The organism is Micromonospora eburnea (assembly GCF_900090225.1).
Classification (GTDB): Bacteria; Actinomycetota; Actinomycetes; order Mycobacteriales; family Micromonosporaceae; genus Micromonospora; species Micromonospora eburnea.
The window spans coordinates 2,469,573-2,488,351 of record NZ_FMHY01000002.1; the positions used below are offsets into that span (position 1 = coordinate 2,469,573).

The following is an 18,779-nucleotide window of genomic DNA, read 5'->3' on the forward strand; positions in this document are numbered from 1 at the left end:
CATCCGCCCCGGATTATTACAAGCGGTGGTAGATCGCACATTCGCCCTGATCACGGACACTTCGCCGGCCGGCCGCGCCTAGCATGCCGGCGTGACGATGAGCAAGTGCGACCACGCGTACGACTACCACGATCTGCTCGGCCTGCACCACTCCATGCTGCTGCGCCGGAAGATGCGCGGCGACGGCCCGGCGCCGTACGAGGGGCAGGCGTCCGCCGGGGCGCTGCTGGCGACCTGGCCGCAACGAGCGGACGACCAGCGGCTGCTGCGGGAGAGCCTGGCGCTGCTGGAGCCGCTCACCGACGCGTTGACGTACCTGTACGCGGCGCTGTTCCGGGACGGACCGCACCTGAGGTCGCTGTTCCCCGACTCGCTCGCGGCCCAACGCGACCGGCTCGCCTGGTCGGTGCGGCAGCTCATCGACGGGCTGGATCAGCCGGAGAACGTCGTGTCACTCTTCCAGGAGCTCGGCCGGGCGCACCGCAAACTCGGCGTACGCGCCAGCCACTACCAGCCGTTCGGTACGGCGCTGATGGAGGCGCTGCGGGCCTACGCCGGCACCGGCTGGCGCCCCGAACACGATGACGCCTGGTCACGGGCGTACCAGTTCCTGGCCGGTGTGATGAGCAACGCCGCCACGGGGGAGCTCTCCGCGCCGCCGTTCGTCAGGGGCACCGTGGTCCACCACGAGCTGCGCGGCCCCGACCTGGCGGTCCTACGGGTACGCACCGCCGAGCCGTACGACTACCGGGCCGGGCAGTACGCCACGGTCGGAGCCGGGCAGCTGCCGCACACCTGGCGCTCCTACTCCATCGCCAACCCGCCGAGCGGGGACGGGGTGCTGGAGTTCCATGTGCGGGCGACCGGCGCCGGCCGGCTCAGCGACGTCCTGGTGCACCGGACCGCTGTGGGTGACGTGCTGCGGCTCGGCCCGGCGCGTGGCGCCACGACCCTCGCGGCCACCTCGGACAGCCGCGTGCTGCTGGTCGCCGGCGGCACCGGCCTGGCCGCGATCCGGGCGCTGCTGGGTGAGCTGGCCGGACGGGTCAGCCCGCCGGCAACCTGGCTGTTCTTCGGCGCCCGCACCCGGGACGACCTGTACGACCTCGAATCGCTGCACTCGTTCGCGGGCCGCCTCCCGTGGCTGCACGTGGTGCTGGCGGTCTCCGACGGCGACGCCGGCCCGTACGAGCCCGGCACGGTGGTGGACGCCGTGACCCGCTACGGCGACTGGGCCGGACACGACGCCTACCTCGCCGGACCGTCGACCATGGTCACGGAACTGGCCCACCGCCTGGTAGACCTCGGCGTCGAGCCGCACCGCATCCGGTACGACCGCCAGTAGCCCCACCCGCCCGCACGGCACCCCCACTGCCGAGCGCCGGCCCGGCGGCGGAAAGGTCGCGCACGATCGTGGAAGTAGTGGCCTCGTGCCGCCGGTGACGCCACCACTTCCCCGAACGAGCGCGATCTCGGCAGGTGCCGGCCGGGATATGTGACCGACCTAGCGCAGCCAACGCAGCGCGGCGTCAGCGGTGTCCTCAGGGCTGCTGTTGAAGGCGATCGCTGCGCCGGGAGCATGCTGCCGGACCAGGTTGACCACCTTCTCGAATAGCTCAAGCAACGGCTCGTGCTTGCGGATGCCGCCCCCCACCACCACGCAGGCATAGTCCTTTCGGGTCAGCGCCTCGACGATCGCCCCTTCGGCGTTCTCGTCGGGGACCACCAGGCACATGTCGGCCTCGACACCATGATCGGCGAATCGGGCCTGGCCACGGGCTATCGCCGCCACGACCGGCTCGGGATCCCAGCCGGGGATCCTCACGGGATCGAGACCGATCACCAGCACTCGTCCCAGTGCCATGCGTCCTCCCACGTCCCGTCAGCCACCGTCAGTCTACCGTCGGCGACGGCGGTCACCCGGTGGTGCGGCCCTGTTGGGCTGGGCGTTCGCTCCCGCCACCGAGCCCGCCCCGGACGTCACCACCGTCGCCCCTGTACGAGGACCAGCGCAGTGGCTTCACCGCCGGCTGGGCCGCGGGTGGCGCCGGCACCGTCATCGGCGTCGGTGCGCTGGTCACCGTGGCACTAGCCCGTCCGTACGTGACCGGGAGGCCGTCAGAGGCCGAACATCGGGCGGCAAGCAGCCATCCCGTCGATCCTCACCGCCAGCCGCTCCTGCTGGGTCCACTTCTGCCTGGTGAGCCGTAGGCGGTCGGACACGACGGCCTCGTCGCCACGGGCGTCGACCGAGATGCCGTCAGGCTCGTAGCCGAGCTTGCGGGACACTCCCTGGGAGGCGTGGTTGTCCTGGAACACCTCGGTGAGCGCCGCGCGCGCGTCGAGGTGGTCGAAGGCCAGCGTGAGCAGACCGCTCCGAGCTTCGGTGCCGTAACCCTTGCCCTGGTGTTCGATCCCCAGCCAGGAGGAGGTGGCGACCTCGCGAACAACCGGGAAGTCGCGTGCCCGGAGTGTCACCACGCCGAGCGGGTTCCCGCCGGAGAAGACCGTGAGACCGAGGCGCCACGCCGCCACGGTCCACTCCGCGAGCTGACTCCAGTGTCCCTGTAGGACGGACCGTGCCCGATCCTCCGGGCTGCCGTCGGTCCACGGGGTGAGGAACGGCCGCTCGTCGGGCCGGTGTACGCCGTTGGCTGCCAGGCGCGCGAGCGCCGCGAGTTCCTCCCCCCGGGGCAGGCGGAGTTCGAGTCGTGGCGTGACGATGGAAAGGCCGTACAGGGGCCACAGGTCAGCAAGCACGGACCCGATCGTGACGACTTGGCCAGCGCCGCGCCACCGAGTTCCGGGCCGTGCGCTGCGACGGGCCAGCACCCGGAACCACACCGAGCCTGACCCGACGCACCAGGACCTCGGGGCATGCCCGCATATCGAAGTGGGCGTGCCGGTCGGGGTCGGCGCCACACAACGTAGGCCAGGATGGCGTAGGACGGCTGCCGTACCGGCCCGGGGTCAGGTGGCGGTGAGCTTGTCGACGTCGGGGGCGTAGACGGTCATCCAGTGCGGGTGCAGCCGGTAGAAGACCACGTCGTTGTCCCAGTCGAAGGCCTCGTCGCCGTAGCAGTCCTTGAAGTAGGTGAGCAGGTCCGGCCAGTCCGCGGCAGGCTCGCTGTCCGGCGGGTTGAGGATCTCCACCGTGCCGTGCGTGAACACGCCCAAGTCCTCGCCACGCATGTGCGCGACGCTGGCGGCCGGCCGGGCGGCGAGGTGGCGGGCCTTGGCGGCGCTGCGCGCCGTCCCGAAATGCCACCTGCCGTGTAGGAAATGCCCGTCCACGCCGCTGATCCGCGGCTCGCCCTTCGCCGTCACGGTGGACAGGGCAAGGGTGCACATGCCGGTGAGCACCTGGGTGAGTTGCCCCGCGGTCATGGTGCGCCCACCGATGATCGAGCGGAGATGCGAGGTGGAGCGGGACAGGGAGGAGTCCAGGAGGCCCTGGAGCTCTTTGAGATCTTCCGGCGTTTCGCGCATCGAGGTCCTTGTCTGTTCGTCTGACCGGTTCACGTCCACCTTCGACGTCGACCGGAGAACCATGTTCGAGCAAAAACCTGACACCCTGCGTCGCATTTCTTCACCCAGCAACGATCAGTCGCGCGGGAGTTCTCCACGCACCTGCCCGGGCCAGCGGGCGCGCCCGGGTCAGCGTGGGAGGCGGCCAATCATGACGAGGACGAGAACTTCTCCGCCTCCTTCATCGCCGCCTTGTACTCCTTGTCGGCAACCGTCAGTTTCTCCTGAAGTTTGAGCATGGCGTCGCGCTGCTCCTCGGGCGTCCTGCCGGGGTTGACCTCGGTCAACAACGCCATCACCGAGGGGGTGTTCGCGGCTGGCGTGTACGGGTTCGCCGGGTTCAGGAGATGCTCGACATGGCTGAGCGCCATCGAGACGGTGCTCACCTTCTCGCGAGCCCGCAGAAGCCTGGCCTGCACCTTCTGCTCCTCGGGGCTGAGATTCTCGACTTCTGAATCTGAGTCCATGGCTGGTCATCCCCTCCGTGATGGACGATTACGGATGTCGCCGGCGCGGCCGGTTCGGTCAGTGCCGGGCCACGTAGACGGTGTTCGCGGCCTCCCGGCCCTGAAGCGGGTTGGGGAAACGGACGACGTGCGCCACCGAGGTCGGAAACACCTCGGTCAGCACCCGCTGGAACGCCGAGTCGGGCGGGTCGTTGGACCAGAGCGCGAAGACGCCGTCGGAATGCAGCAGCGCGGCGAGCCGGCGTAGCCCGTCCACGGTGTAGAAGGCGGCGTGGCTGGGGTGCAGCACCTGGCGGGGCGAGTGGTCCACGTCGAGCAGCACCGCGTGGAACCGCCGGCCCGGTGCCTCCGGGTCGAAGCCGGTGCCGCCGGCGACGGCCGCGAAGAAATCGGCCCGCACCAGCCGGGTACGCGGGTCGACGGCCAGCCCGGCGGTGAACGGCAGCAGGTCCCGCCGGTGCCAGTCGATCACGTCCTCGATCGCCTCGACCACCAGCAGCGAGCGGACCCGGGGATCCTCCAGCGCGGTACGCGCGGTGTAACCGAGCCCGAGACCGCCCACCACCACGTCCAGGGCGTCCCCGGCCAGCGGCGCGAGCCCGAGCCGGGCGAGTTCGATCTCCGCGACCGGGAACAGGCTGGACATCAGGAACTCGTCGTCGAGCTTCACCTCGTACACGTCGACGTCGAGCGACGGGTCGCGGCGTCGGCGCAGGCTGATCTCGCCGATCGGCGTCTCCCGCCAGGCCAGTTCCTCGAATCGAGCCGCCACCCGGTGGTCCTCTCCGCCGCTCCGACCCGGATGTTACCGGCCCGTCGCCGTGCGGCCGGGCCATCCGCGCTGCTCGGCCCCCTTTTTCGCCGGCGGCGGCATCGCCCGCCCAACCCCGGGTACGCCTACGGCGACTCCAGTTCGGCTGGCGGCGACTCTTTCCGCCCCGGCGCTCCGGACCCGACAAGGCCGGTCTGACGCCGCGGCGGCGCGGAGCCGTCGCCGGTCGAGGACGGCGGTGAAGGGAGCGGAGCGTGGCGGACATGCTGGCCGGGCGGCTGCACGTGGCCGAGCGGGCGTTGCGGATGGAGACGGTGCCGGTGCCCGAGCCGGGGCGCGGGCAGGTGCGGATCCGGGTCGCCGCCGCCGGGGTGTGCCTGTCGGACGTACACCTGATCGACGGCACCCTCACCCCGCTGTACCTGTCCGGCGACGTGGTGACCCTCGGTCACGAGGTCGCCGGCACCGTGGACGCGCTCGGCGAAGGGGTGCGGGGCTGGCAGCCGGGCCAGCGGGTGCTGCTCCAGGCGGGGGAGCGGGACCGGTTCGGTCTGGTGCTCACCCGCGGCGTCGACTACGACGGCGGCTGGGCCGAGTACGCCCTCGCCCGCGAGGACACCCTGGTCCCCGTCCCGGACCTGCTCCCGTTCGAGCAGGCCTGCATCATCCCGGACGCGGTCTCCACGCCCTGGGCGGCGGTGACCGACACCGCACGGGTACGGCCGGCGGAGGCGGCCGGGGTGTGGGGCGTCGGCGGGTTGGGTGCGCACGCCGTGCAGTTGCTGCTGCTGGTCGGCGCGGCCCCGGTGATCGCGGTGGATCCGCTGCCGGCGGCCCGCGACCGGGCGATCGCCCTCGGCGCGGACGTGGCCCTCGACCCGAAGGACGGCGGCTTCAAGGACGCCGTGCTGGAGTTGACCGGCACCCGAGGGCTGGACGTCGCGTTCGACTTCGCCGGCGTCAACGCGGTTCGCGAGCAGGCCATGACCGTGCTCGGCCGGCACGGCCGCCTGGTCCTCGCCGGCATCGCCAACCAGCCGATCACCATCCCGTCGGACAGCCGGTTCAGCTACAACCGGCAGGCGGTGCTCGGCCACTACGGCTCGGAGGCCGAGCATGTCGGGCAACTGGTGACGCTCACCGGGCTGGGCCGGCTCGACCTGTCCGCCTCGGTCAGCGACGTGCTGGCCCTGGCCGACGCGCCCGAGGCGGTGCGCCGGGTGCACGACAAGCAGGGCAACCCGATCCGGCTGATCCTGCGCCCGTGAGCCGGGCAGCCGCGTCCGCGCCGACCGCGCCCCGCACGTCGGCGTCCACGGGCTAGCGCCGACCGCCCGGCCGGCGGTCCCGGCGCGAACCGCCCGGCCGGCGGGGCGGATCAGCTGGCGGGCCGGGCGGCCACGACGACCGTGTCGAGGGCCTCGGCACTGCCACCGTCGGCGGTGGGCACCGGCCGGGTCGCGGTCTCGGCCCGCTGGATCCGCAGCCCGGTGAGCCCCTCGACCACGGCCCCCGGGGTGAGCAGGATCCGCGGGGCCTGCGGGCCGCCGACGCCATGGGTGAGGTTGGCGAGGTCGTGGCCGACGACGACCAGGGTGCCGCCGGGCCGCAGTGCCCGCCGCGCCGCGTCGAGCACCCCGGCCAGTTCCTCGGCGGGCAGGTGCAGGTAGCTGATCAGAACCAGGTCGTAGCTGCCGGGCACCGGCTGGTACGCGGTGACGTCGGCGACCCGCCACTCGACCGGTACGCCCCGGTGGGCGGCCAGTTCGCGTCCCCGTTCGACGGCCACCGGCGAGAAGTCCACCGCGGTGACCCGCCAGCCGCGCTCGGCCAGCCAGACCGCGTTGCGTCCCTCGCCCGCCGCCAGGTCGAGTGCGCTGCCGGGGGTGAGCCCCTCGACCGACTCGACGACGAACCGGTTCGGCTTCACACCCCACACCAGTTCCGGCGTGTCGGCGTACCGCGCGTCCCAGGCGTTGCTGTCCACGGTGCCTCTCCCTTCTGCGGCGTCGCCCCGCCGGTGACCGTACCGGCCGCTGCAATCGTTCCCACGGCGGCCACCGTCAGTCCACGTCTTGGCCGTGATCGCACACGCTGTGCGGTGAGACGTGGCTTCGGGGCCATGGGACACCGCCGGTTGCCGCAACCCGAGCGGATCAAGGTGCGAGGCGGCCACGGAGGGTCCACATGGCATCGACGGAGCGCATATCCTGTGCCCCGACGACCCACCGGAGGGGACGCGATGCCGTCGCGGCAGGACCAGCTCCACTCGTACCAGTTCACCGTCCAGCGGGCGGTCGCCGCGCTGGTGATGCGGGAGACCGACCCCGCGCAGTCGCCGTTTCGGCGGCTGGCCGGTGCGGGCCTGGCCAGCGTGCTGGTCGCCGTCATCGCGCTCGGCGGCGTCGCCCTGTACGGCCTCTTCGCCGGTGGCGGCAACTCCTGGCGCGACCCGACCGCGGTGATCGTGGAAAAGGAGTCCGGCGCGCGCTTCGTCTACCGGGAGGAGAAGCTCCACCCGGTCCTCAACTATGCCTCCGCGCTGCTGATCATCGGGGCGGAACGGCCGAAGACGGTTCTGGTCTCCCGCCGCTCCATCGACGGGGTGCCGCGCGGAGTGCCGCTCGGCATCGCCGACGCCCCGGACTCGCTGCCCGCGTCGGGGCGGCTGGTCCGCGGGGCGTGGACGGTCTGCTCGATCAGCGCCGGCGACGCCGGGCGTACGGAGGCGCGTTCGGCCCTGTTGATCGGGCGGGACGCCACCGGCGGTCGGCCCCTCGGCGAGCAGGGGCTGCTGCTGCGCCACCCGGACGGCAGCCTGCACCTGCTCTGGCACGACCGGCGTTACCTGCTCCGCGACACCGACCGGGTGCTGGCCGCACTGGCCGCGACCCGGGAACGGGCCGTGCCGGTGGCCCCGGCGCTGATCAACACGGTGCCGGCCGGCGCCGACCTGGCCCCGCCCCCGATACCCGACCTCGGCGAGCCCTCCGACCGGGTCGCCGGCGCCACCGTCGGCGACGTCTACCTGGTGCGCAACTCCGGCGGGGGCCGCCAGTACGCGGTGGCCGAGCGGGGCGGGCTGGCCGGGGTCACCGAACTTCAGGCCGCGCTGCTGCTCGCCCGGACCGGCCAGGGTGACCCGAAGCCGATCACCCTCGGTCGCTTCGCCGCCCTGCCCAAGCTCCCCGACCGGGTGCCGGCCGGGCCCACCGCGCCGCCGGCCGTGCCGCCCCGGCTGGCCACCGTGGACGGCGGCGCGCTCTGCGTCCGGGTCGGCGACGACACCGGCGTACGCGACGTCCGGCTGGGCGCCACCCCGCCGGACCTCTCCGCCGCCGCCCGCACCGTGACCGGTCGAGGTGGGCTTGCCGACCAGGTGGTGGTCGAGCCCGGCCGGGGCGCGGTGGTCGAGGCCGCGGCGGCGCCCGGGGCCACCGGCGGCGCGCTCTGCGTGATCACCGACCTGGGCCGGCGGTACGTGCTCGCCGGCGGCGACGTGCTCGGCATGCTCGGCTACGCCGGCGTACGCCCGGTCCGGCTGCCGGCGAGCCTGGTCAGCCTGGTGCCGGCCGGCAGCCCACTCGATCCGACCGCCGCCCGCACGGTCGCCCCGACCTGACCCCGCGCGATGCCCCGGCCCGGATCGTCGCGCAGCAGGCCCGGAAGTTGGCCCGGCGCGGGTCGAGGCGTCGCTCGCGCCGTCTCCGGTCAGCGGGTCGGCGCCGCGTGCCCGGCCGGCACGCGGGTCAGGCCGCGGGCTTGCGCAGCGCGGTCACCGCGAAGTCGGCGTCCTCCCGCCACGGGCGCAGGTCCCAGGTGGCGAAGCGGTGCTCCAGCCGGAGGCCGGCCGCCACCGCGTCGGCGTCGAAGTCGGTGAGCGGATAGCCGCGGTCGGTGCCGAAGCCGACCACCACGATCCCGTCCGGCCTAAGGTGCGCCGCGATCCGGCTCAACACCGCCCGCTCGGTGCCGGGAGCGACGAACGCCAGCACATTGCCGGCGCACACGGCGGCGTCGAACGGCTCCGGCTCGCCCTGGGCGGCCAGGTCCAGGTCGGCGAGGTCACCGACCAGCCAGCGCGGCCCGGGGTGGTCGGCGCGGGCCGCCTCGACCAGCGCCGGGTCGGCATCCACCCCGACGACGCGGTGGCCCCGAGCGGCGAGCGCGGCACCCACCCGGCCGGTGCCGCACCCGGCGTCCAGGATTCGCGCGCCCGGCCGGACCATCGTGTCCAGCAGTCGCGCCTCACCGGCCAGGTCCGCCCCCTCGGCGGCGAGTCGGCGGAAGCGGTCGATGTACCACTGCGAGTGCCCAGGTCCGGTATCGGTCACCCAGCGGGTCGGCTTGCCCATCCCGCCACCGTAACCGGATCATCCCCGGCCGGCTTCGACAGGGTACGTCCGGCGTCGGATCGCCGGGTCGCGGGGTGGCGGGGCCGGCGCGGCCTCGCCGTCCTGGGGCGGCTCGGCGATCAGCAGCTCGGCCGGTACCGGCTCGACCTCGACCCTGCAGTCGTGGAACGTCGGTGCGCCACCCAGGTCGGTGTCCCGCACGGCGGTCACCGCGTTGACGGTGGCCCGCCCCGGGCTCAGTCGCGCCCAGTACGCCTTGTAGGTGAACGCCAGCCCCGGCCGGGTCGCGTCGTCCACGGCAACCGCCGCGAGGAAGGCGCCCCGGTCGTTGCGTACCCGTACGGCGTCGCCGTCGACGAGGCCGCGCGCCGCCGCGTCGTCCGGGTGCAGGTGCACCCGGGGCGGCTCGGTCCGCCGGAGGTGCCAGGGCAGCGAGGCGAAGGTGGAGTTCATCAGGAACCGGCCGGCCGGGGCGATGAGCACCAGCGGAAACCGGCGGGCCAGCTCCGGGTCGGCGGCCTCGGCCGGCGGGGTGTGGCCGGGCAGCGGATCCACCCCCTGCCGGGCCAGCGCCGGGTCGTGCAGCCGCGCCCGGCCGTCCGGGGTGGGGAAGCCGCCGTCGGCGAACGGGGCCGTCCCGACCGCCACCCCGGTGGCCCGCGCGTACGTCCGCTCGCGCAGCTCCTCGAAGCTGAGCCCGGTGCCGCGTAGCAGCTGCCGGGCCAGGTCCTCGTCGCTGTCCCGCAGCCGAGGGTGGTCGATGCCCAGCGCGGCGGCGATCCGGCGGAAGATCTCGGTGTTCGGCAGCGCCTCGCCGGGTGCCCGGGTCACCGGCAGGTTCAGCGTCGTGTAGTGGTGGCCGTAGGAGGTCTGCAGGTCCAGGTGCTCAGGCTGCATGGTGGCCGGCAGCACCACGTCGGCGAAGTCGCAGGTGTCGGTCCAGCGCTGCTCCAGCACGACGGTGAACAGGTCGTCGCGGCGCAGGCCGGCGAGCAGCCGGGCCTGGTCGGGGGCGGTGGCGGCCGGGTTGGCGTTGAACACCACCAGGGACGTCACCGCCGGGTCGGCCTCCCCGGTGAGCACGGTGGCGAGCCGGCTCATGTTCACCAGCCGGGCCGGTGGGGCCGGCATGTCCGCCGGGCGGACCACCGACCCCAGGTCGACCCGGTGGTGCCCGCTGGTCGTGACGAGGGCGCCCCCGCCCGGGTACCGGAAGTCGCCGGTGACCAGCGGCAGCGCGCAGATCGCCCGGATCGCCTGGCCGGCGCCGTGGTGCCGTTGCAGGCCCAGCCCGACGCGGACCGCGGTGGGCCGGGTGGCGGCGATCCGCTCCCCGAGGCGGCGGACCACCTCGACCGACAGGCCGCACTCGGCGGCGGCCCGCTCCACCGGCCACTCGTCGAGCCGGGCCGTCAGCTCCGGCCAGCCGACGGTGTGCGCCGCCAGCCACTCCTCGTCGGCGGCACCGGCGTCGAGGACGTGCCGCATCAGCCCGAGCGCCAGCGCGGCGTCGGTGCCGGGCAGCGGGGCGATGTGCTCGTCGCTGCGGGCGGCGGTGTCGGTGCGCAGCGGGTCGATCGTGACGAGGTACGCGCCGCGCTCCCGGGCCTGCTGCACGAACGGCCACAGGTGCAGGTTGGTGGCGAGGGGGTTGGCGCCCCAGAGCACGATCAGCTTCGCGGCGACGATCGACTCCGGCTCGAACCCGACCGAGCCGCCGTAGATCGAGCGTTGCGCGGCCCGGGCGGCGGCGGTGCAGATGGTGGTGTCCAGCCGCGACGCGCCCAGGTGGGCGAAGAGCCGTGGGCCCATGCTCCAGCCCTGCACCAGCCCCATCGTGCCGGCGAAGTAGTAGGGCAGGACGGCCTCCGGACCGTCCCGGTCGATGCTCGCGCGCAGCCCGGCGGCCACCCGGTCGATCGCCTCGGCCCAGCTCGCCGGCCGGTAGGAGAGCCGCCCGGCGCCCTTCGGGCCGGTGCGCACGTACGGCGTGGTCAGCCGGTCGGGGCCGTTGACCGCGTCGAGGTATCGGTTGACCTTGCCGCAGAGCGCGCCCCGGGTGAACGGGTGGTCGCGGTCGCCCCGCAGGGCGACGGCCCGGCCGTCCTCCACGGTGAGCTGCCACACGCAGGTGTCCGGGCAGTCCAGTGGGCAGGCGCCGGGGTGGGTGGTGCGGGCCATGGGCGGAGCCTACCGACCCGCCGGGTTGAAGGGGACTCTCGTGTTGAGCGATATGACTCTCCGGCATATTTGCTGCCGCAGAGTCATGTCGCTCTTCACAGGTGTCGCCTTCGGCGGGCGACACGCCGGAACGCGTGAGATGACGGCGTGCTCAGCCGGGCAACAGCCGGGGCAGGGCGCGCAGCGCGGTCCGTACCGTGTCCCCGTCGGTGCCGAGGCCGGCCCCGCTGAGCGCCAGCTCGTCTCGGCCCTGTTCCTGGCCGGTACGCCCCGGCTGGCCCGCGGCGGCCCTGGTCACCCGCTGGTCGCCGGTGTGGCGTACCCGGGACATCCCGACGCCGGACGACCACCCGGCGGAGACCGACGCGGCGGTGGACGCTGTTTGCCCCTGACGGGCGCGGGTAACCGAGCACGGCTCCAGCTCGCTGCGCCGAGCTGGAGCCCCCGCGGCCCCAGGGCGTGCCGCGCGGCGACGGACGCGTCGAGCCGGAGTCGTCGAAGACCCGGCGCGGACGGCGACGACAGGAGGCGGCGTGCGCTTTCCCCGATTCGTCGAGGCGGTGTCCCGCCGCGCCGAGCTGCCCACCGGGCAGGCCGCGACAATCTCCCGCGCGGTGTTGCAGACCCTCGCCGAGCGGGTGACCGCCAGCGAGGCGGACGACCTCGCCGCGCAGCTGCCGGACGAGCTGGGCGACTACCTGGCCGCCCCGACCGCCGGTGGCGCGACCGGGGGAGGGGTTGCCTTCCTGCGCCGGGTGGCCGAGCGGGCCGCCGTCGACCCGGCGGTCGCCGAGGTCGGCACCCTGGCGGTGCTCGCCACGTTGCGTGAAGCGGTGACGGTCGGCGAGTTCCAGGACCTGGTGGCGCAGCTGCCGAAGGGATTCGACGCGATGGTCGATCCGATCCCACGCCACGACGACCGGTGATCGCTCCGAGTCTATTCTCTCCAGTGTGAACTGGTTCGTCTCCGCCGGCAGCCGCCCCCCGGCGCCGGTGCGGTTGTTCTGCCTGCCCTACGCCGGTGGCGGCGCGAGCGTCTTCCGGCGCTGGCAGGAGGGGCTCGGCCCGGACGTCGAGGTGCTGCCGGTGCAGCTACCCGGCCGGGAGAACCGAATCACCGAGGACCCCCACTTCGACGTCGCCGACGTGGCCGCCGCGATCGCCTCCCGCGCCGACCGCCCGTACGCGATCTACGGTCACTCGATGGGCGGCCGGGTCGGCTTCGAGGTGGTCCGGGAGCTGCGCCGGACGGGGGCGCTCCTGCCGCTGCGGCTGTACGTCGGCGCCGCCCGCGCCCCGCACGTTACCGCGGCCAGCTTCTTCGACGGACTGTCCCGGGTGGACGACGCGGAGCTGCTGCGCCGCCTCGCCGACGGCGGCGGCCTGCCCGTCGAGGTGCTGGACTACCCCGATCTGGTGGAGCTGCTGTTGCCGCTGCTGCGGGCCGACTTCGGCCGGGTGGACGGCTACCGTTACCTGCCCGGCGAGCCGCTGCCAGTGCCGATCGTCGCGTTCAGCGGCGTACGCGACCGGGCGGTCGCGCGTGAGCACAGCGCCGCCTGGGCCGAGCACACCGCCGCCGGGTTCACCCTGCGCGAGATCGACGGTGGGCACTTCTTCCTGCTCGACCAGCTCGCCGACCTGCTGGCCGCGATCCGCGCCGACCTGTCCGCCGCGGTGGCGCGGTGAGCGATCACCACTGTCGGGGCGGGTCGGCGAGTTCGTCGTCGGGCAGCTCCTGGGGCTGTGCCACCCAGGCGGAGTAGACGGGCAGGCCGTGCCACGGGCCGCCGGCGCTGTCGGTGGCCACGGCCACCACCGCGTACGGGTGGCCGAACCGCAGCTCCGCCACGCGTACGGTGCGCTCGGGCGGCAGCCCCGTGACCATGGCGAACGCGGTCACCGCGGCGGCCTCGAAGCCGTACCGCCCGTAGCGGGCCACCGCCGACTGGACTGCGCCGAACCTCGGGGCCGCCGACCCGAGCAGCGTGCCGAGCGCCCGCGCGGCATCGTCGAAGCCGAACCCGGCCGGCGTCAGGTCGTGCCGGCTCTCCGCCGACCAGCACGGCAGCACCGCGCTGACCCGTTGCTCAGGAGTGAACGCGCGGACGGTCTCCTCGCGTAGCGTCCACAGTGGCGTGTCGCCCAACGGCAGATCGGACAGCGAGCGCTGGCGCGGCCCGATTCCGTCCGGGGCGGTGGCCGCGTCGGCCGCGACCTGCTGGGCGGCGGCGAGCACGTCCGCCGCCGGCACGTCCGCCGCGGCGGCCACCGAGACCACCAGCAGCCCGGCCTCCCCGTCGCCGGCCGCCGGCCGGGCCGGCGCGGCGTGCACCGCGACGTCACCGGCCCGCGCGGTGGACGCGATCCAGCACCGGTGCCCATGGCCGGGGGTACGCAGCACCCGCTCCAGCCGGCCCGCCCAGGCGCTGCCCGGCCCGAGCCGGTCGGCGGCTGCCACCTCGAACGGCTCCGCCCAGGACACCCGGGTGGCCAGCGCGCTGGCCAGGATCAGTAGGAGGTCCGGCGCGACGGTGATCGGGAACCGGTCGATCAGTCCGTCGGTGTGTTCCCGCGCCCACGTGTCCAGCGCCGCCTGGTCGGGCAGCGGGCCGGTCTGTGTCCGTTCCGGGAGGGTCGCCCGCCAGCCCGCCAGCCCCGCGAAGGGCTCCCGTTCCCAGAGGGCGGTGGCGGCGGCGACCAGCGGATGCGGCGCTGCCAGCAGCGCGTGGGCCGCCACGGCGGCGCTGTCCACGTCGGTGCCGAGCGCCTCCGTCAGGCGGGTGCGGGTGTCGCCGGTGGCGGCGGGGCCGGCGAGCGCGAGAAGCAGCCAGGCGCCGAGCGGGGAGGCCACGTGGTGGGCGTCCCCGGCGGCGCGGTGCAGGCGCTCGGCGTACTGGGCGAGGGGTTCGTGGAGACGATTCACCGCTCCACTGTGCCGGTTGCCGCCGGGAACGTCACGACCATAGCTCGAACGGCTCGTCGATCTCCTCGCCGGCCAGGAACGCCGGCAGCAGCTCGGGTAGCCGTCCCGGATAGCAGCGCGGTCGCTCGGCGATCACCTCGGCGACCGGCCACCAGCGGAACCCGAAGTAGTCCTCCACCTCGTAGTCGAGCCGGTGTGTCTCGTCCACGTCGGGTCCCCGCCCGGGCAGCCGGACCGGGACCACCACCTCGTCCTGCAGGTGGCGCGACTGGCGGTGGATGAAGCTGGCCCGCCGCCGCCAGGTCGGCGCCCCCACGTCGGCCGGTCCGACCAGGATGCCGGTCTCCTCGCGTAGCTCCCGCACCGCCGCGTCGAGGTACGTTTCCCCGGGGTCGAGCCCGCCGCCGGGCAGCTCCCACCAGGTGCCGAGGTGGGGGTGGTCCGGGTCGCGGGTGTGAAACAGCAGCAGCCGCTCGGCGGCGTCGAGCACCACCACCCGGACCGCTTGACGTTCGCGTATCGGCAGGTCGCGGGGCAACTCCGGGAACATCGTTTCCTCCGTGCTCGGTCCGGTCACCCGCGAGCGGGCGTCGACGAAGCGGGCCACCTCGGCCGGGAAAGGATACGGCCCCACCGGGTTTGGCCGCGATCCGGCGGGTATGTGCCGGCCCCGGCCGGAGGATAGGCTGCCGGCCGTGGCAGGTCTGTTGAGGAGTGTGGCGTCCCGGTTCGGCCGGATCACCGGGGGCGTGGCCGCGCCCGCCCCTACCGCCGGGCCGATCCCGGCCCAGGTGGCCCGGCGCCGCCAGGTCGCCGCGCTGCAGCGGCGCGAGCTGTCGTACGCCCCGGAACTGGACGGGCAGGCCGACCCGGGGGAGATCGTCTGGACCTGGGTCCCGTACGAGGACGACCCCCGCCAGGGCAAGGACCGGCCGGTCCTGGTGGTCGGCCGGCAGAGCCGTACCCTGTTCGGGCTGATGCTCTCCAGCCAGAGCGACCGGGACGGCCAGCGGCACTGGCTCGCCCTCGGCCCGGGCGACTGGGACCGTGACCAGCGCCCCAGCTGGGTACGCCTCGACCGCGTGCTCACGATGCGTGAGGACGGCATCCGGCGCGAGGGCGCGGTGCTGGACCGGCCGCGGTTCGACCGGGTGGGCCAGGCGCTGCGCGCCGGCTACGGCTGGCGCTGATCGGGCGGCCCATGGACGATCAGCTCGCCGCCCGGGTCGCCGAGGATTTCGGCCTGGCCCTGATCACCGCCGTGCCCGTGGAGTTCGGCGCGGATCCCACCGCCGAGCTGTGGCGGGCCGGCACCGTCGACGGCCACGAGTACGCGGTCAAGCTCAGCGGCGGCGGCACCCCGGCCGGGCTCGTGGTGACCGCGGGGCTCGCCCGGCGGGGCGTACCGGGTGTCCCGGCGCCGGTGGCCACCCGGGACGGGCGGCTCAGCGCCGTTCACGACGGACGCCGGCTCACCGTGGTCCCGTGGATCTCCGGCGAGCGGGCCGCCGACGGCGGGATGCGCCCCGCCCACTGGCGTCGGTACGGTGCGCTCCTCGCCGCCGCGCACGCGGCGCCGCTGACCGACGAGCTGGCCGGGCTGCCCCGGGAGGACCACACCCACGCCGCGGTCGCGGCGGCGGTGCGGGAGACCGACGGGCGGCTGCGCGCGGTGGACGACTCGGCCGACCGGTGGACCCGGGAGGTGGCCGCGCACTGGCGGGCGGCCGCCGCCGACACGGCGCGGTTGCTGGACCGGGTCGACCGGCTCGGCGCGGAGCTGCGGGCCCGGCCGGCCGAGCTGGTGGTCTGCCACGGTGATCCGCACCTGGGCAATGTGCTGCTGAGCCCGGACGGGGAGGTCTGGCTGATCGACTGGGACGACGCGGTGCTCGCCCCGCGGGAACGTGACCTGATGTTCGTCCTCGGCGGCGGGCCGGCCTGGGCCTTCGACAGCCGGCTCGACGAGGCCGCCTTCCGGGCCGGCTACGGTCCGATGCGGCCGGACCCGGTCCGGCTCGCGTACCACCTCGGGGTTCGAACGCTCGACGACCTGTGGAGCTGGTCGGCGGAGGCGGCCGACCCGGGCCGATCCGAGGCCGACCGGGTCCGGGCCCTGCGGATCCTGGCGGGGCTGCTGTCGCCGTCGGGTCTGGTCAGCCTCGCCCGCGGCGCGCTGCACGACCTGGGCCGCTGGGACGGCTGACCGCCCCGCCGTGGCGGTCGGCTGCCGCCCTGACGACCGCGGCCCGGCCGCTCAGCACTCGGCGAGCTGCGGGGTGTCCACGAGCTGCCGGGGGCGCTGCGCCGCGCCGACGCTCTTCGCCTGGTACATCGCCGCGTCGGCCCGGCAGAGCGCGTCAGCCAGCTGCGTCGGGCAGTGCACCGGGGCGAGCCCGACGGAGGCGGTCACCTGCACGGTGCGGGCGCCGAGCGGGATCGGCGCGGCGAGCGCCTCGCAGAGCCGACGGGTGGCGTGTTCGATCCACCGCCGGTCCACCGTGGGGCTGGCCAGCAGCCCGGCGAACTCGTCCCCGCCGAGCCGGGCGACCAGGTTGTCCCCGGCGAAGGCGGACAGCCGCTGCGCCACGCTGACCAGCACCTGATCGCCGGCCGCGTGCCCGTAGCGGTCGTTGACCAGCTTGAAGTCGTCAAGGTCGAGCACGACCGCCACCAACGGCTTGCCGGCGGCGTCGGTCAGCAGCGTCGCGGCCAACCGGTAGAAGGCCCGCCGGTTCGGCAGCCCGGTGAGCGGGTCGTGGCTGGCCGCGTGCCGCTCGGCCACCAGCTCGGCCTGGAGCAGCTCGATCTCCGCCTCCGCCCGCAGCGCCCGGCGGCGCAGCTGCCAGGCGGAGACGAGGGCGCCGGCGGCGGAGATACCGGAGGCGACGGTCATCGGATCCGGCACGCGCCCTCCCTCACCGCGGCTGTCGGCCTCGCCGGGCGGCACCTGAACCGACCGGGCCAGACCGTGTTCTTCCTGGTCATAACCGGTAGCGGGGTGACCCTCAGTGAACGGATGGGTACGCCGCTTGTGCGCTATCATGCTCGCTGTCCATTGCAGATGCAATAGCAGATGCACGTGCATCTTCATCCTCAGTCGACAGAATCCCGTCGCCGTCTACCGCCCCTCCCCGCGGCACCGGCTGGCTCACCCCACGGAGGGACGCCCCATGCAGCAGCCACAGAACGGCGTGCCGACCACTGAGCTGCCACCGGTGCGGTGGCAGAAGAGCCGACGCAGCAATCCGAGCGGCAACTGTGTCGAGCTGGCCGAGCTACCCGACGGCGCCGGCATCGCGGTACGCAACTCCCGGCATCCCGAGGGCCCGGCGCTGATCTACACCGTGGACGAGATCGCCGCGTTCGTGCTCGGCGCGCGCGACGGCGACTTCGACAACCTGATCACCGGCTGATCGCCGGCCCGTGCGGCGACGAAGTCGGCTCGGCCACCCGGAGGGGTTCACCTCACCGAGGGTCCATGGCATGCTTACACGTCGGCCGGGCTGGGGCGTCCGGTCGGGACAGTCGGCAGGTTGAAGGACGGCCAGGTGACGACGGTGTCCGCTGAGGGAGGCCCGACCAGCGGGCCGACAGTGTTGCGCATGCTGCTCGGGGGCAGCTGCGCCGGCTCCGCGAGGGCGCCGGAGTGAGCCGGGAGAGCGCCGGCTGGGAGATCCGCTCCTCCGAGTCGAAGATCAGCCGGATGGAGCTGGGCCGGGTCGGCTTCAAGGAACGCGACGTCGCCGACCTGCTCACCCTCTACGGCGTCACCGCCGCCGAGGAACGCGGGGCGCTGCTCAAGCTGGCCCGCGACGCGAACAGCCCCGGCTGGTGGCACCGCTACGGCGACGTGCTGCCCTCCTGGTTCCAGTCCTACCTCGGGCTGGAGGCCGCGGCCGCGCTGATCCGCACGTACGAGGTCCAGTTCGTCCCCGGCCTGCTCCAGACCCCCGAGTACGCCCGGGCGGTGATCCTGCTCGGCCACCGGGGCGCCCCGCCGGCCGAACTCGACCGGCGGGTCAACCTGCGCATGGAGCGCCAGCAGGTGCTGCGCCGCGGCGGCCCACCGCAGCTCTGGGCAGTGCTCGACGAGGCCGCGCTGCGCCGGCCCATCGGCGGCGTCGAGGTGATGCGCGGGCAGCTCGACGCGCTGATCGAGGCCACCGCCTCGCCGCAGGTCCGGCTCCAGATCATTCCCTTCGACGCCGGCGGCCACGCCGCGGCCAGCGGCGCGTTCAGCATCCTCCGCTTCGGTGACGCGGACCTCCCGGACATCGTCTACATCGAGCAGCTCACCAGCGCGATCTATCTGGACAAGCGTGACGACCTCGACTATTACGCGCTGGCCATGGAGCGGCTCTGCGTGGAGGCCGCGCCCCCGGAGCGGACCCGTGAGCTGCTGACCCGCATCCGCGACGACCTCTACCCGGGCTGACCCGACTCCCCGCCCCCGGCCCTCACCGGGGTCGGGGAGCGTCCCCGGCTGGCCGTCACCAACCCGACCCGTCGGGCGGAGCCGGGCACCGGCTGGTGCCGCGCGCGGCGCG

20 protein-coding genes and 1 pseudogene are annotated in these 18,779 nt (G+C 74.2%); 9 read left to right on the plus strand and 12 right to left on the minus strand.

Annotation, left to right across the window (positions count from 1 at the left end):
* Window positions 1-97 precede the first annotated feature (97 nt).
* Complete coding sequence (locus tag GA0070604_RS11585) at window positions 98-1,345, plus strand: globin domain-containing protein (protein WP_244162185.1); 1,248 nt, start codon at window positions 98-100, stop codon at window positions 1,343-1,345.
* A gap of 159 nt (window positions 1,346-1,504) precedes the next feature.
* Here the strand turns inward: GA0070604_RS11585 and GA0070604_RS11590 are convergent, their stop codons facing one another.
* The 5 genes from GA0070604_RS11590 to GA0070604_RS11610 all read right to left on the minus strand — a co-directional run bounded on the left by GA0070604_RS11590 (window position 1,505) and on the right by GA0070604_RS11610 (window position 4,767).
* Window positions 1,505-1,864, minus strand: coding sequence for a hypothetical protein (locus GA0070604_RS11590; protein ID WP_091117953.1), 360 nt, complete (start codon window positions 1,862-1,864; stop codon window positions 1,505-1,507).
* 254 nt (window positions 1,865-2,118) lie between these two features.
* Entirely contained in the window at window positions 2,119-2,760 is a 642-nt protein-coding gene (locus GA0070604_RS11595; RefSeq protein WP_091117954.1) for a GNAT family N-acetyltransferase, read from the minus strand.
* Window positions 2,761-2,970: 210 nt separating this feature from the next.
* The gene (locus GA0070604_RS11600; protein ID WP_091117955.1) at window positions 2,971-3,489 is read right to left on the minus strand and encodes a pyridoxamine 5'-phosphate oxidase family protein; all 519 of its coding nucleotides are present in this window, start codon (window positions 3,487-3,489) and stop codon (window positions 2,971-2,973) included.
* Window positions 3,490-3,677: 188 nt separating this feature from the next.
* Window positions 3,678-3,995: a hypothetical protein gene (locus tag GA0070604_RS11605; RefSeq protein WP_091117956.1), complete on the minus strand. Its 318-nt coding sequence runs from the start codon at window positions 3,993-3,995 to the stop codon at window positions 3,678-3,680.
* A 58-nt stretch (window positions 3,996-4,053) separates the two neighbouring features.
* Window positions 4,054-4,767, minus strand: a complete 714-nt coding sequence (locus tag GA0070604_RS11610; protein WP_091117957.1) for a polyamine aminopropyltransferase — start codon at window positions 4,765-4,767, stop codon at window positions 4,054-4,056.
* Window positions 4,768-5,030: 263 nt separating this feature from the next.
* Here GA0070604_RS11610 and GA0070604_RS11615 point away from each other — a divergent pair, with 263 nt between their 5' ends.
* Complete coding sequence (locus GA0070604_RS11615; RefSeq protein WP_208602260.1) at window positions 5,031-6,035, plus strand: zinc-binding dehydrogenase; 1,005 nt, start codon at window positions 5,031-5,033, stop codon at window positions 6,033-6,035.
* A 110-nt stretch (window positions 6,036-6,145) separates the two neighbouring features.
* Here GA0070604_RS11615 and GA0070604_RS11620 read toward each other — a convergent pair whose 3' ends face one another.
* Window positions 6,146-6,754, minus strand: coding sequence for a class I SAM-dependent methyltransferase (locus GA0070604_RS11620; protein ID WP_091117959.1), 609 nt, complete (start codon window positions 6,752-6,754; stop codon window positions 6,146-6,148).
* A gap of 255 nt (window positions 6,755-7,009) precedes the next feature.
* On the opposite strand from GA0070604_RS11620, the gene eccB reads away from it, so the two are divergent.
* Window positions 7,010-8,389 (plus strand): type VII secretion protein EccB, encoded by a 1,380-nt coding sequence (eccB, locus tag GA0070604_RS11625; RefSeq protein WP_091117960.1) that lies wholly within the window; start codon window positions 7,010-7,012, stop codon window positions 8,387-8,389.
* A gap of 127 nt (window positions 8,390-8,516) precedes the next feature.
* Here eccB and GA0070604_RS11630 read toward each other — a convergent pair whose 3' ends face one another.
* The 3 genes from GA0070604_RS11630 to GA0070604_RS11640 form a co-directional block, all read right to left on the minus strand.
* The gene (locus tag GA0070604_RS11630) at window positions 8,517-9,122 is read right to left on the minus strand and encodes a class I SAM-dependent methyltransferase (RefSeq protein WP_091117961.1); all 606 of its coding nucleotides are present in this window, start codon (window positions 9,120-9,122) and stop codon (window positions 8,517-8,519) included.
* Window positions 9,123-9,140: 18 nt separating this feature from the next.
* A complete protein-coding gene (locus GA0070604_RS11635) occupies window positions 9,141-11,303 on the minus strand; it encodes a molybdopterin-containing oxidoreductase family protein (RefSeq protein WP_091117962.1) in 2,163 nt (720 codons plus the stop codon).
* Between the two features lie 151 nt (window positions 11,304-11,454).
* Window positions 11,455-11,634 (minus strand): hypothetical protein, encoded by a 180-nt coding sequence (locus GA0070604_RS11640; RefSeq protein ID WP_091117963.1) that lies wholly within the window; start codon window positions 11,632-11,634, stop codon window positions 11,455-11,457.
* 202 nt (window positions 11,635-11,836) lie between these two features.
* On the opposite strand from GA0070604_RS11640, the gene GA0070604_RS11645 reads away from it, so the two are divergent.
* Both GA0070604_RS11645 and GA0070604_RS11650 read left to right on the plus strand, forming a co-directional pair.
* Complete coding sequence (locus tag GA0070604_RS11645) at window positions 11,837-12,229, plus strand: DUF2267 domain-containing protein (RefSeq protein WP_091117964.1); 393 nt, start codon at window positions 11,837-11,839, stop codon at window positions 12,227-12,229.
* A 25-nt stretch (window positions 12,230-12,254) separates the two neighbouring features.
* Entirely contained in the window at window positions 12,255-12,992 is a 738-nt protein-coding gene (locus GA0070604_RS11650) for a thioesterase II family protein (protein WP_091117965.1), read from the plus strand.
* Between the two features lie 4 nt (window positions 12,993-12,996).
* Here the strand turns inward: GA0070604_RS11650 and GA0070604_RS11655 are convergent, their stop codons facing one another.
* The gene (locus GA0070604_RS11655) at window positions 12,997-14,229 is read right to left on the minus strand and encodes a hypothetical protein (RefSeq protein ID WP_091117966.1); all 1,233 of its coding nucleotides are present in this window, start codon (window positions 14,227-14,229) and stop codon (window positions 12,997-12,999) included.
* Between the two features lie 31 nt (window positions 14,230-14,260).
* Window positions 14,261-14,863 (minus strand): NUDIX hydrolase, encoded by a 603-nt coding sequence (locus GA0070604_RS11660; protein WP_244161848.1) that lies wholly within the window; start codon window positions 14,861-14,863, stop codon window positions 14,261-14,263.
* A 61-nt stretch (window positions 14,864-14,924) separates the two neighbouring features.
* Between GA0070604_RS11660 and GA0070604_RS11665 the strand changes: the two genes are divergently transcribed.
* Both GA0070604_RS11665 and GA0070604_RS11670 read left to right on the plus strand, forming a co-directional pair.
* On the plus strand, window positions 14,925-15,419 hold the full coding sequence (locus GA0070604_RS11665) for a type II toxin-antitoxin system PemK/MazF family toxin (RefSeq protein ID WP_091117967.1): 495 nt from the start codon (window positions 14,925-14,927) through the stop codon (window positions 15,417-15,419).
* A gap of 11 nt (window positions 15,420-15,430) precedes the next feature.
* On the plus strand, window positions 15,431-16,435 hold the full coding sequence (locus GA0070604_RS11670; protein WP_091117968.1) for a phosphotransferase: 1,005 nt from the start codon (window positions 15,431-15,433) through the stop codon (window positions 16,433-16,435).
* A 51-nt stretch (window positions 16,436-16,486) separates the two neighbouring features.
* Here the strand turns inward: GA0070604_RS11670 and GA0070604_RS11675 are convergent, their stop codons facing one another.
* Window positions 16,487-17,137 carry a GGDEF domain-containing protein gene (locus GA0070604_RS11675; protein ID WP_167363436.1) on the minus strand — a complete coding sequence of 217 codons (651 nt, stop codon included), beginning with the start codon at window positions 17,135-17,137 and terminating at the stop codon, window positions 16,487-16,489.
* A gap of 265 nt (window positions 17,138-17,402) precedes the next feature.
* Here GA0070604_RS11675 and GA0070604_RS11680 point away from each other — a divergent pair, with 265 nt between their 5' ends.
* Entirely contained in the window at window positions 17,403-17,645 is a 243-nt protein-coding gene (locus GA0070604_RS11680) for a DUF397 domain-containing protein (protein ID WP_091117970.1), read from the plus strand.
* Between the two features lie 135 nt (window positions 17,646-17,780).
* Window positions 17,781-18,667: pseudogene (locus tag GA0070604_RS11685) on the plus strand (helix-turn-helix domain-containing protein).
* Window positions 18,668-18,779: the final 112 nt, after the last annotated feature.

Excerpts from the sequence above, each read along its gene's own strand:
- GA0070604_RS11670 (WP_091117968.1), top strand. The coding sequence starts at position 15,431 with ATGGACGATCAGCTCGCCGCCCGGGTCGCCGAGGATTTCGGCCTGGCC.
- GA0070604_RS11635 (WP_091117962.1), bottom strand. The coding sequence starts at position 11,303 with ATGGCCCGCACCACCCACCCCGGCGCCTGCCCACTGGACTGCCCGGAC.
- GA0070604_RS11640 (WP_091117963.1), bottom strand. The coding sequence starts at position 11,634 with ATGTCCCGGGTACGCCACACCGGCGACCAGCGGGTGACCAGGGCCGCC.
- eccB (WP_091117960.1), top strand. The coding sequence starts at position 7,010 with ATGCCGTCGCGGCAGGACCAGCTCCACTCGTACCAGTTCACCGTCCAG.
- GA0070604_RS11630 (WP_091117961.1), bottom strand. The coding sequence starts at position 9,122 with ATGGGCAAGCCGACCCGCTGGGTGACCGATACCGGACCTGGGCACTCG.
- GA0070604_RS11680 (WP_091117970.1), top strand. The coding sequence starts at position 17,403 with ATGCAGCAGCCACAGAACGGCGTGCCGACCACTGAGCTGCCACCGGTG.
- GA0070604_RS11590 (WP_091117953.1), bottom strand. The coding sequence starts at position 1,864 with ATGGCACTGGGACGAGTGCTGGTGATCGGTCTCGATCCCGTGAGGATC.
- GA0070604_RS11585 (WP_244162185.1), top strand. The coding sequence starts at position 98 with ATGAGCAAGTGCGACCACGCGTACGACTACCACGATCTGCTCGGCCTG.
- GA0070604_RS11615 (WP_208602260.1), top strand. The coding sequence starts at position 5,031 with ATGCTGGCCGGGCGGCTGCACGTGGCCGAGCGGGCGTTGCGGATGGAG.
- GA0070604_RS11600 (WP_091117955.1), bottom strand. The coding sequence starts at position 3,489 with ATGCGCGAAACGCCGGAAGATCTCAAAGAGCTCCAGGGCCTCCTGGAC.
- GA0070604_RS11605 (WP_091117956.1), bottom strand. The coding sequence starts at position 3,995 with ATGGACTCAGATTCAGAAGTCGAGAATCTCAGCCCCGAGGAGCAGAAG.